Origin of the sequence: Bacillus sanguinis (assembly GCF_018332475.1) — a bacterium.
In the GTDB taxonomy this organism is placed as follows: Bacteria; Bacillota; Bacilli; order Bacillales; family Bacillaceae_G; genus Bacillus_A; species Bacillus_A sanguinis.
In genome coordinates this window covers 1-12,158 of sequence record NZ_BOQB01000117.1, presented here as the reverse complement: position 1 = coordinate 12,158, position 12,158 = coordinate 1, and the positions used below count along the sequence as shown (strand labels likewise).

The 12,158-nt window shown below is 34.1% G+C and carries 14 protein-coding genes and 1 pseudogene; 4 read left to right on the top strand and 11 right to left on the bottom strand.

Annotated features, from left to right (window positions below; genetic code table 11):
- Positions 1-118: 118 nt before the first annotated feature.
- The 3 genes from KI369_RS14100 to KI369_RS14090 are packed head-to-tail and all read right to left on the bottom strand — an operon-like array spanning position 119 to position 2,396.
- Positions 119-946 carry an MBL fold metallo-hydrolase gene (locus KI369_RS14100; RefSeq protein ID WP_212956371.1) on the bottom strand — a complete coding sequence of 276 codons (828 nt, stop codon included), beginning with the start codon at positions 944-946 and terminating at the stop codon, positions 119-121.
- A gap of 25 nt (positions 947-971) precedes the next feature.
- Complete coding sequence (locus KI369_RS14095; protein WP_212956370.1) at positions 972-1,529, bottom strand: DUF7010 family protein; 558 nt, start codon at positions 1,527-1,529, stop codon at positions 972-974.
- 27 nt (positions 1,530-1,556) lie between these two features.
- Entirely contained in the window at positions 1,557-2,396 is an 840-nt protein-coding gene (locus KI369_RS14090) for an aminoglycoside phosphotransferase family protein (protein WP_212956369.1), read from the bottom strand.
- A gap of 157 nt (positions 2,397-2,553) precedes the next feature.
- Here KI369_RS14090 and KI369_RS14085 point away from each other — a divergent pair, with 157 nt between their 5' ends.
- Positions 2,554-2,763 (top strand): hypothetical protein, encoded by a 210-nt coding sequence (locus KI369_RS14085; RefSeq protein ID WP_000801653.1) that lies wholly within the window; start codon positions 2,554-2,556, stop codon positions 2,761-2,763.
- Between the two features lie 113 nt (positions 2,764-2,876).
- On the opposite strand, the gene KI369_RS14080 is transcribed toward KI369_RS14085, so the two are convergent.
- The 7 genes from KI369_RS14080 to KI369_RS14050 form a co-directional block, all read right to left on the bottom strand.
- Positions 2,877-3,776 carry a PhzF family phenazine biosynthesis protein gene (locus KI369_RS14080; RefSeq protein ID WP_212956368.1) on the bottom strand — a complete coding sequence of 300 codons (900 nt, stop codon included), beginning with the start codon at positions 3,774-3,776 and terminating at the stop codon, positions 2,877-2,879.
- 11 nt (positions 3,777-3,787) lie between these two features.
- Positions 3,788-4,567 (bottom strand): GNAT family N-acetyltransferase, encoded by a 780-nt coding sequence (locus KI369_RS14075; RefSeq protein ID WP_212956367.1) that lies wholly within the window; start codon positions 4,565-4,567, stop codon positions 3,788-3,790.
- Positions 4,561-5,265 (bottom strand): SDR family NAD(P)-dependent oxidoreductase, encoded by a 705-nt coding sequence (locus KI369_RS14070; protein WP_212956366.1) that lies wholly within the window; start codon positions 5,263-5,265, stop codon positions 4,561-4,563. The genes KI369_RS14075 and KI369_RS14070 overlap by 7 nt, the downstream gene beginning before the upstream one ends.
- Entirely contained in the window at positions 5,262-5,825 is a 564-nt protein-coding gene (locus KI369_RS14065; protein ID WP_212956365.1) for a GNAT family N-acetyltransferase, read from the bottom strand. Before KI369_RS14065 ends, KI369_RS14070 begins: the two co-directional genes overlap by 4 nt.
- Positions 5,826-5,983: 158 nt before the next feature.
- Positions 5,984-6,532, bottom strand: a complete 549-nt coding sequence (locus tag KI369_RS14060; RefSeq protein WP_212956364.1) for a GNAT family N-acetyltransferase — start codon at positions 6,530-6,532, stop codon at positions 5,984-5,986.
- Between the two features lie 155 nt (positions 6,533-6,687).
- A complete protein-coding gene (locus KI369_RS14055; RefSeq protein ID WP_212956363.1) occupies positions 6,688-8,202 on the bottom strand; it encodes a class I adenylate-forming enzyme family protein in 1,515 nt (504 codons plus the stop codon).
- Between the two features lie 135 nt (positions 8,203-8,337).
- Positions 8,338-8,871 (bottom strand): NAD(P)H-dependent oxidoreductase, encoded by a 534-nt coding sequence (locus KI369_RS14050; protein WP_212956372.1) that lies wholly within the window; start codon positions 8,869-8,871, stop codon positions 8,338-8,340.
- A 124-nt stretch (positions 8,872-8,995) separates the two neighbouring features.
- On the opposite strand from KI369_RS14050, the gene KI369_RS14045 reads away from it, so the two are divergent.
- The 3 genes and pseudogenes from KI369_RS14045 to KI369_RS14035 form a co-directional block, all read left to right on the top strand.
- The gene (locus tag KI369_RS14045; protein WP_212956362.1) at positions 8,996-9,319 is read left to right on the top strand and encodes a winged helix-turn-helix transcriptional regulator; all 324 of its coding nucleotides are present in this window, start codon (positions 8,996-8,998) and stop codon (positions 9,317-9,319) included.
- 974 nt (positions 9,320-10,293) lie between these two features.
- On the top strand, positions 10,294-10,491 hold the full coding sequence (locus KI369_RS14040; protein ID WP_212956373.1) for a hypothetical protein: 198 nt from the start codon (positions 10,294-10,296) through the stop codon (positions 10,489-10,491).
- A 10-nt stretch (positions 10,492-10,501) separates the two neighbouring features.
- Positions 10,502-11,388: pseudogene (locus tag KI369_RS14035) on the top strand (FAD-dependent monooxygenase); the annotation flags it as partial.
- Between the two features lie 229 nt (positions 11,389-11,617).
- Here KI369_RS14035 and KI369_RS14030 read toward each other — a convergent pair.
- On the bottom strand, positions 11,618-11,998 hold the full coding sequence (locus tag KI369_RS14030) for a hypothetical protein (protein ID WP_060487795.1): 381 nt from the start codon (positions 11,996-11,998) through the stop codon (positions 11,618-11,620).
- Positions 11,999-12,158 lie beyond the last annotated feature (160 nt).

Genomic DNA, 12,158 nt, shown 5'->3' with positions numbered 1-12,158 from the left:
TTTGCTTTTCGTTGTTTTTAGATATAAGAAATTATATCGACTTACCGACGAATAATGACATTTCAGCACTATAAAAACAGCAAAGCATCCAGTGCTTTGCCGCTTATCAAATTACTTTTTACGTATGAAACAACTTTCCTTCTACCGCCTTAATATATCTTTCAGCAGAACGTTCAACTGCCTCATTTGCATTTTCTTTTACTACTCGATGAAAAGCGTTGTATAAACGATTAAACCGTAACGGCTTCACTCGATTCACCATTTCTTCCACTTTTCTCGCTGGTAATGGAATTAAGTTTGGATAGCTGTACATGAAGCTTACCCATCTTTCATCCGCTACAACTTGAATAATATCACCTGTTAACAAAATTCCTTTTCCATCATTACCTTCTTCCCAATGTAAGACAGATCCTCCTTTGAAATGGCCTCCTAAACGATGAATGACCAAGCCATCCGCTAATTGTAAAGACTCACCAGACCAGTAAATAATACGGCTACTCGGGCGCATCACCCACTCTTTATCATCTTCGTGTATATAAATTGGAACATCAAATGTCTCCGCCCATTCTACTTGTGTTGAATAATAATGAGGATGAGACAATGCAATCGCATCTAATCCGCCAAGCTCTTTTATTTTCGCAATTGTCGTTTCTTCTAAATAAGTAATACAGTCCCATAGTAAACGATATGATTCTGTTTTCACTACAAATGCCGTTTGCCCGATTGCAAACCCTGGTTTTGTCGTAATACTATAAAGCCCATTTTCTTCTTCAATTATTTCATTTTTGTATGTATCATCTGTTTGCAAGTTTTCTAAAGTCGTCCAAGACTGCCCTTTCGGATTCACATATTGCCTCTCTTCATCACAAATATGACAACTCACCGGTTCCTCTACACTTGCTGCATACTGCACACCACACGTTGTACAAACGAAATTTTTCATCATAATTCCCCCTATCCCTATATTTTTATTAAGCTGATTTTTGTTGGTAATGATCTGCTTTTTTATTTTCAATTAACAAACTTATAAAAGTAAGGAAATAAACAACTGTAACCGATAAGGGAATGACAGTAAATCCTTTTTCTGCAAAAAGAATCCCGCAAACTGACGTTACGAATACAGTCCCTACTGACAATAAACCATAACTTTTACTTTCATAAATCCATACGTACAGGATAAAATGAACCCCTATTAACATCGCTACTACAAAAGGTAACCATTCTGGAAATTGAAAATAGGCAAGTAATACAAGCGGAATATTCAATACATTTATTCCACCAATTAATCCTGCCAAAACCCCTAACGGATTTCCTTTCGCAAACATATCAATTTTTAATATAGTCGCTATCATTAAGCCCAAAGGAAACACACAACCCATACCAATTAAATACACCCACACAACTTGCTTTTCTGAAAGAAGAACACCAGTTACACTCGCTACAATCCAAAATAAAATACCAGCTATTATAACTGGAAATCCTCTTTTCGTTCTTTGTGCCAAATCTCTTTTTGCTTCTGTTATGTTCATTTCACTATCTCCCCCAAACTATTTGTACTATAAAGCTGGCTTAATTTCTCTCATCCAATAACGCCAAGCTGCTAAATAATCTTCTAAATCTTTCGGGTGGTGCCGTAAACATGTATCTATACGCAAATATAATCCTATGACTATTTCTTCATATAAATCACTTTCTTTTTTATGAAATACACACTGTTTCATCGCATAATGAATTGTTTCTTTTGTTACATCTTCCGGGGTTGAACAGAATGCATAAATTAAATCGTATATAGGATCTCCTAACACTGGTAAAGGATCAATTACACCATGCAGCTTATTCTCTTGAAATATAAAATTATGGAATCCAAGATCACCCTGTAATAAAAACGGCTGATTTATTCCAGCGTCCCTATTTGCTAACTTAAGAACCATTCTATACTCTTCTTCACTTATGTAACGTTTTACATTTCCATGAGCTTCCATTACATTTGTCGTTAAAAATTCATGCCAAGATTGAACCGGACTTTCTTTCCATCCCCAGACATCTACATCTGAAACTATTTCATACTTATTAATAACTTCTTTTACAAGTGTACGAAGCGTACTTCGTTTATGCCCTTGTTCGCAAGAAGTACTACCTTCAAGAAAAGAATACACAATATACGTATGGAAAGGTTCCTTATACAAAAACTTCGAAAACAACTTATTCCCCTCATAAAAAGAAAGAAAATTAGCTTCTTCCCGTATTACTTCCGCTTCATTCAGCTTTACAACATATTCTTCATCCAGCAAATACACTGTACTTGTCGTTCCTCCGTTCAATACTTTTATGCTATTTGGATAATATGAAATAACTTTCTCCTTAACTAGTTGTGCAGCGATTATTGAAATGTCCATTCCCTCACCCTTTAATTCAAAAGACAACTTTACTATTATTTGACAAACAAATAGTAAATACCTTCCAAAATCATAATATATCAAAAATTCATTCACTTTTAAATTTCATAAATAAGGAAATACTAACAATAACGTTACATACATATAGGAGGACAATATGAAACCTGAATTTTTAAAAGCTGTACATGATGCCATCGGAAATGTCGAACACATTCATATAGAGGAAAGCGGTGCTGACAGCTTACTTATCCATCATGATGATGCACAGCAGTTACAACAAGTCGCTAAAACATTAGAAAACAACAATTTCCGCTCTGCTTTAAGAACAACTGGAGATGCTTCGTATATTGAAGTATTGAACAGATAATGAAAGTCCGGATGTATGCCGGGCTTTCTTTTTTATCCCACTATTCGCTGGGCAGCCCGATTGGTGAGGGCTGATAATCAGTGGGGATGCCCCCCACTGATTAAAGTTTCACTTTATATTAAAACTTCAAATTCTTTCACATATACCGCTGTTCCAGCAATATCTATTTGTAACTTCTCATTTTCTACATCTTTCGTTACATATACCGTTACACGACCATCTTTATGTATTTCTTGACCTTGTTCAACGATTAACTCCATTTCATGGTCAAAATCTTTTTCCAAATACGTCGCATAATACGCTCCCATTACACCTGAAGCTGTCCCTGTCACTGGGTCTTCTATCGTTCCAGCGTAAGCTGATGAAAAATGCCGGCCGTGCATTTGTGCTAGTTCATCATAAGTTTCTAGACAAATTGGGTGAATAGAAGCGTTAGGTATTTCTTTTAATACGGATGGAAACACCTCATTGTTAGGTTTCATTCTCTCACATACATCTAGATTTTTAACCGGTACAAGTACGGTCCAGTTCCCCGTACTTCCATATACAATCGGCAAACTTACATCTACATCATTTACTTCTAAACCGATACTATGAGCTAATTCTTCTTTTGAACCGGCAAATTCTTTAAACTGAGGTGTTGCCTGCCTCATTTTTATAAAGGTTTCGCCCTTTTCATTTACACCTATTTGTATCGGTAAAATCCCAGCGTTCGTTTCAATCGTAAGGTTACTTTTCTCTTCTAATAAACCTCTTTCACGCAAGGCAAATATTGTTCCAACTGTCCCATGACCACATAAATCCATTTCAAAACCAGGTGTAAAAAAGCGCATTCTTATATGTGCTACTTCTGAAGAAAGAACAAAAGTTGTTTCGTTAAATCCAACTTTTTCAGCAATACGCTGCATTTCCTCTGCTGTTAATCCATCTGCATCTAATACAATACCTGCTGGATTCCCCATATTCGGTTTATTCGTAAATGCGTCGTAATGAAATACGTTTATAGTCTTCATTCTCATTTCCCCTAACCTTCTTTAAAAATTTTATAATAAAGCTCTATCTCCGTTTTCACCGAACAATTATTTCTCCAAAATATCCTCTGCATCTTTTCATTTGAAGTATGTGTGCTTCCGATATAATAAGTAGCGCCCATTTCCTTTAACATATGTAACGATTGAAGATGTAGTTGGGAAGAGATTCCTTTCCCGCGATAATAAGGCATTACTCCAAAATAAAATAACCGTCCTTCACTTTCTGTTCCAGGTTCTATATGCGGTATGGACATACCAATCGGCTCATTTTTATCATAAAAAACAATACATGACTTTTCCCAGCCTTTACCTAACTCTGTTTGCACTGAATAAAAATGATCATCGATAGTTAAAATTGAAGTTTGATTCCCTGAACCCGACATACATTGTTCCCAAATATATTTAAATTCTTTTTCCGATAACGTTTCTTCTGCTATTGATCGATATGTATATTGTCTTTCAAGCTCTTCTATATTGTTCAATTCTCTACATACTTCTATCTTTGCTGCGTGCAAAGAAAAACCGGCATCAAGTAACACTTTTGCACTTGTGTTATAACCACTAAACCGTTTGTTTAATACAATACTCGCTCTTTTTAACTCCCAGTTAAAACAAACCTCTTCAAATCTACTTATCTTTTCTTTATATGTTTGTACGTTATAAAAAACATCTTCTTCTGTTTCTTCAATTGTTACTGCATTTGGTAAGCCATTTAATACTTTTTTAGAGGGACCAAACAGATTCTGAATGATTGCAAGATTGTATATTACCACTTTATTTCACCTACACCTGGCTCAATAAACTTCCCTGAAACATCCTCATTTGAATCTATTACCCAATCATATATATTTTTTGCTCCTTCAGCCGGGGTCATATTCGCATCAAAAGCACCAATTTCAGTCTTTAATTTTCCAGGATGAATGGCAGTTACACTTATTCCTTTATTCTCAAACTCTTGTTGTAAGCAGAGTGTTAGCATATTTTGTGCAGCTTTAGCAATTCGATATGAATATGAGAAATGGCCTTGCGGAAACTCTTTGTTGGCCATTTTATGCAATGAACCTAACCGAGAGGACACATTTATTATTCTCGGATGATCCGATTTAGCTAAAGCCACATATGTACCTTTTACAGCTCGAATTACACCTAAACAATGAATATTAAATACGTCCGTTAATTCTTCTGAATTCGTATGTAAAACCTCAGTCTCCTTTCCAGTAATTCCAGCGTTATTTATAACTAGATCAATATACTCTGTATATTCCTCAAGCTGTTTCTTAATTTGCTCCGTACTCTCATTAATCGATAAGTCTGCTAATATAGGAAAACATCTACAACTAAACATTTGCTTCAATTGCGTTACCGCAACCTCAGTTCTAACTAATGGATAAACAATATGCCCATTTTCATGAAATACTTTTACTAACTGTAACCCTAATCCGCGATTTCCACCTGTAATTAGAACTCTCATATATTCATCTCCTTATTTTTAAAATAAATAAGAAAATCCATCCACTCACCATTCTCCAAAGAAAACGCCTCTCTCTTGCATTCAAAAGAAAAACCTGCTCTTTCCGCGAGACGAACGGATGGTTCATTATCAACACGTATATGTAACTCGATTCTATGAAAATGAAGACGATTAAAAAATAACGGTAACGCGGCTTTTACACTTTCTATCCCATATCCATTTTTCCAATATTGATTATGAATAGAGTAGTCCATCATTGCCCACTGATAATCCATACGTAAAATTTTTATAAGCTCTAGCTTACCAATATTAGCCCCGTCTTCTTTACGAAAAATACCTAATACGTACATCTCATCTCGATGTGCTGCTTCATCAAAGCCTCTTATCCATTCCGTGAACCATTCTTTTGTTGATGATGCCATAACTTGATAGCCATCGTCATCTTTATACTGGGATGGTAACCTCTTATTAAATCCATCTAACCAACTTTCATAATCATCATTTTGGAACGGACGGATCATAAGCCTCTCTGTCTCTACCTGTAATAGCGGCAGCTTCATTTACATCTCTTCCTTTAATAGTTAATTGAATATTCTTTATCATCTTACACAAAATACAAAATCTAGTAAATTTTTATGTCTTTAATAAACAAGTTCTATTAAAATACAAAAGGAAACCCTGTTCTGAAGGGTTCCCTTTTGTAATCATACTACCAATCTTATCTGTAATTTAAAACCTTGTATTCTGTCTTTAATATTCCATACACATCAACATCTTCATATGTATTTAATAAAAGTCTATTTTGTCTTAATGTACCTTCTTTACGTAAGCCCGACTTCTCTAACACTTTAATCGATGATCGGTTTCTAGAAATGGCAGATGCCCAAATTTTATTTAAACCTAATTCGATAAAGCCAAAATGAATCATTCTATTTACAGCCTCGGTTGCAAAACCCTTGCCCCAATAATTCTTACCAATCCAATAACCAAGCTCACCTCTATTGTTACCTTTGTCAATTCTTAGTGTAATTGTACCTACAATTTCTCTTGATTCTTTAGAAATGATTCCTAAAGGATATTCGATTCCTTGCCTTATAAGTTCTGGTTGTATATCAACCCAATCTTGCGCGAACTCCAATTTATATGGGTGTGGGAGCCCAAGAATATTGGCTAATTCCTTGTCATTAGCCAATTCTTTAATTCTACATACATCATCATTGGTAAAAGGTTCTATACATAAATGCTCAGTTTCTAATTTTATAGCCATATTTTCTCCCCCTTGTACGGAAATGAATGAACTTCCTTTATTTTCAATATTACACTAGAAATAAACAAAAAGTTCCAAATATTAATAATATCCGCTAACAGAATCATAAACAAAAAATCCAGTTATGCTTTGTACATAACTGGATTCCTCATCATCTAATCAATTTTCATTTTACAAGTACATTCTTCCCTTAATTCCCTCTTCAACACTTTACCTAAAGCATTTTTAGGTAATTTGTCCATAAATACAACTTCTGGTATTTTATAGCTTGCTAGTTTTTCTTTACAATGCTGTATAATTTCTTCTTCTGTTAAAGACGTTTGCATATCTTTTACAATATACGCTGTCGGAACCTCTCCCCAAAAGTCATCTGGAACTCCAACTACTGCAACTTCTAAAACACCATGTATTTCATGAATAACATCTTCTACTTGATCTGGATATACGTTGTCACCACCGCGTATGATAACGTCTTTATATCTTCCCATAATATGCAAGAATCCATCGTCATCTAACATGCCAGCATCGCCCATGTTAAACCAATTATCTTTTACTACCTTCTTTGTCGCCTTTTCATTATTCCAATATCCTTTAAACATGTATGGACTTCTTACGTGAATCTCCCCGACTTCATTAGTTGTTAGTTCATGTCCTGTTTCTGGATGAACAATTTTCACCTCTACATTTTTCAAGGTTTTCCCTACAGAAGACATCTTTTCTTTTCCCATCATTGGATGCCATGAAGTTACAACCCAACCTTCTGTACTACCATAGCCTTGCACCATATAGATTCCTTTTTCCATATATTTTTGGATAAGCGTTTCTGGCACTTTTGTTCCACCGCTTTGTGCTACTTTAAAGGTTGAAATGTTACGCTCTTTTTTATTTAGTTCATCAAGCATGTAGCTATAAACAGCCGGGAATGCAAGCATTGTCGTAATTTTCTCTTCTTCAATTTTATCCCAAATGAAAGTAGGATTCGAATCAGCTAAGAAAATCATCGTAACGCCATGATAAATACAATTTAAAATAGAAAGCACGCCACTCATATGAAACAATGGATGCACGGATAAAAAGCGTTCACCTGCTGGGATTTCTCTTTGTCCTGCAATTTCAGCAAAATAATGATGTAAATTTTTATGTCCAATTACACATGCTTTCGCCTGTCCAGTCGTTCCTGAAGTAAATAAGTAAATGGCATCGTCTTCTTCATGAACTTCTACATTCGGTTCTGTCGTTGGCTGTTTTTGCAACTCTAATTCAAATGAACCAAAGCCTTCTTTTGTCGTTTCAATTACATAAGGAATTTCTTTAACAGCATCAATCTTTAATAACACTTCACTAAATTCTTCATCAATAACTAATACTTTTAATTTCGCTTCTTTTATAATCGTTTCTAATTCATAAACAGTAAGCTGATGATTTAGCGGAATAAATACCGCTCCAATTTTTAAACTTGCCATCATAATGCTTGGAAACGGATGATTATTTTTGCATAGTATTCCAATACGATCTTCTCTTTGCACACCGTTTTGTAACAAATAATGTGCAAGCTGATTTACTCGTTCATTATACTGCTGAAACGAATACCTTTTCTCTCCCCCTACAAGCGCTTCCAAATTTGGTGATTGCATTGCTCTTTTTTGTAATAATTGTCGCATCGTTCTCAAGTAAAACTCCCCTTTATATATGTTAGGTTTTTTATTTTACCAGATTAACTATTAATTTACTAAAGATTACACTTAGTGAATATAAAACAAACAAAAAAACAGCCATCTACTTAACAAGTAGATGGCTGTTTCTCCTTATATATTAGAATACTTCTTGTTCATCACATATTGCACATACTCAGGCGCACTTTTATCAATCTCTTCATCACTTAGTTTATATTCCGCACCATATAAATAAAATGATGGTATAAATTCCATACCTGTATATAGGCATGTAGCTTGGAATGGTTTCGTCAACTCATCCATCGTAATTCCGCTATTTTCATAATCTTTTTCTAATCCACCTATAGAGATAGCCACACCAAATTCTTTCCCTTTCACTTTATCCCCTTTTGATCCGTACGCAAATCCATATGTTAATACATCGTCAAACCATTTTTTTAATAATGGTGGGGAACTGTACCAGTAAAGCGGAAATTGGAATATATATCTGTCATGTTCTACTAATAACTTTTGCTCTTCTTCAATATTAAACTCCCAATTCGGTGCCACTTTATATAATTCATGCACCGTAATTTCATCCGAATGTTTCTCAAGTTCTTCTATCCATCTTTTATTAATTTGTGATTTTTCAATATCAGGGTGTGCTACAATTACAAGTGTTCTCATCATTTTCCATCCCCTTTATAAATTAATCAATCCTTTACGTATTAGTATGAATGAGTTACATATAATTGAAAAGTACGTACTTTCAGGTACTATAGGAACCTTGAGGTACCTTTGGAGGTGTTATATGAATCAAAATGATGACTGCCCAATTGCAACGACACTCGATGTAATCGGCGGAAAGTGGAAAGTTTATATTTTATGTGTTTTGATGGATGGAAAAATGAGAACAAATGAAATTAAACGAGAAATTCCAAACCTTACACAAAAAGTTCTTACACAACAACTTCGGCAACTTGAAGCTGATGGGATTATCCATCGTAACGTATATCAAGAAGTACCACCAAAGGTTGAGTACACACTAAGTGAGCACGGAAAATCTTTAATGAAAATTATGGATGAACTATTTGAATGGGGAAAAGGTCATCAAATCAAAAGATTACATGACTAACAAAATATTACCGTCTGTATTAAATCTTCTACATTCATATTAGTATTTTAATATTTCTACTGAAATTTTAAAATAGAGATACTCCAACAGCTCGTAATTTAGAATCCCAAATCTTTCAGAAGTAAAAATCAATAACATTCATCTATAGATACTCTTTATAACAAAAGTATCCTATAATTTTCACCTGATATTTAATTCAGACACTTTTATTGATCATCGCTAATCTTTTAAAATATCCCCCTATGGATGTATCCTTTTGCGAATTATAGCAACAACAAATAAAAGGTACCGGTATAATAATCTGAAGGGGAATGTGCACAAATATCGGGACTTTCTTCAATCCTAGTTCTAGATGCTCCATATAATTAGCCGTAATCATAAGCGATAAAGGGACTCCACTCGTGTGCGAATTCAAGAAAACCTAAACCACCTATCCCCTAAAGAATTTAGGGAATAGATGGTTTAGGTTTTTTGATATGTGTCCTGTTTTCGGGATTCACTTTATATAAAGTAACATCTTTAATAATGATTATTTTAATACCACTCTTTATCTTAACTGTCACCCTAGTAACTGGGCGATGGAGTTTCTTTTTTTGGGAGCTTACTGCCTAGTTTTATAAGTCGGATAACAACTTCCATCGCTTTTTTTTAATTACTACAGTAGACAAAACACTTTGCAAAGAGTGCCTATATAAGGCGTTTTTTCACATATATTTACCAAATGGCGTTTTTATTAAAAAACTTCTCACATTTAAATTGGACAAGCATATTTTATTATATAGGGAATCCCTACTCATAGAAAACTATCTTTCTAATCTAAGAGCACGCATATATGTGTGCTCTTAGACTGTTTACAATGAAATAAAGAATTTATTAATTCACTATTGGAAAAGCACCCATAATAATATCTTTATACTTATCTAATGTTTTTCGATTTTTTATAAAACTATATTATTTTGGAGTTGGTTAATACGTTGCAAAAAACTGACCGTGTAATCATTATGGTCCCTCCATTTTCACAAGTGTTTGTTACATTTTACTCATCATCAGGAGAACTTCTTTCATCAAAAGTCTTATCTAATACCTCTCCCTCCCCTGTATCAATGTATGCACTTAATGAAATTGAAAGCGAATTATTTGAAATCGAGTTAAAACCACTACTACGTCATTAAAACTACGAATAGTGGAACAAACACAACAACTACTGCTATATTAGGTGATGTTATTTTAGAAGATATACCAGATACTCCATTTTTATCTACTTCTAATATAAATGGGATATTAATGATGGTACCTATTACACCTAATATATTTCGTTTTGCAATTGTTGATCCTAAGAATCAGGCAATACCCGTTCATGTTGCTGTTACAGAAAAGGAGTTTATAGATAGTATTTATAGTATTACAGGTGAACATATTCAAATTAAGAGCACATTATGGCTTTCTCGTTTTGGCAATGCAACCAAACTAGCAAATACTTATCAACATAAGCGTGTATTTTTAGCAGGTGATGCAGCACATATTCATTTCCCTGCTGGAGGACAAGGCTTGAATGTAGGTCTACAAGATGCTTTTAATATAGGATGGAAATTAGGACTCGCAATAAAACACAAAAAATATGAAAGTCTATTAAAAAGTTATCATATTGAACGACATGCTTTGGGAAAACAATTTTTCAAAGAAGTACAAGCGCAAGAACAATTAATGATAAACTTTTCAAACGCAGGAATGGAATTAAGAGAGTTATTTTCGCACTTACTTACATACCCCGAGATAAATAACGATTTATCTGAAAGAGTAAGTGGTTTAGGGGTTAGGTATTCGTCGATGCACGATATAGAAAGGCATCCATTGATAGGAAAGAGATGTACAAATCTCACTATTTCTTCTCAAAATAAGAAAAGTTATAAACTCTTTGAATTAATGCAGGATGGTAAATTGATTCGCACATAAAGGTGATAGTAGGAGAAATACAAGATTCCAAGTTACAAAATATAGATACCGTTTTGATTCGACCGGATGGTCACATAGCCACCATTGAATATACCAAGATAGATAACTGCGAATAGTCCGGAAAAATAATTATACATTGTATTAGTGATACAAAATAAATTCATCTTTATAAAACGAAAAGAATCCTATTTATTTAAGATTCTTTTCGTTTTGCCCATCTCACTATTTATAAAAACATGTCTACAAGGTAAGAAACACTAAATTTACAGGTAACTATAAAATTTCGTTCCGAAGGACTACAAAAAAAACCCACCTATATACTCCCATGTTCAACAATATTTGTCTCTATTTCATATAAAGTAATATAAGCATCCAAAAAGATAAAACACCAAGTATAGCAAGCACTATACGAGTAGATAGTACCCTTACTTCAAAATTGGTTTTCTTGGATGGTTCAGGATATGCAATTACATAAATCCCTTTTAGTAGTGCGAGCCATGCAATAAGTGTAATGAGTCCCTGCCAATTAAGTGTCCAAACATTATGCAGGATAACAGTACCTAATCCTAGGAAAATTGATAGAAAGCCATACATAATTCCAAATCCCCTGTCTTCTACCACTAATTTTTTCAGTTCACGTAGTACAGATGGTCGCACAAAAAGTATTCCTGTGATGATAACCGTTACCCATCCCCAAAAAAAACCTAAAAAAAGGCTTACCTCCATTATTATTCCACTCCTTTCAATTACATTTATATTTCAGTTATTTTCCCTTTAGTATTAGATCTATAGATGAAAAAACTAAAAATGTAACTTTGGAGTAAAGTCGTACTCTTTATAAAATATTTCATGTGTACATAAATGAACCTTCATCTTACTAATTTTT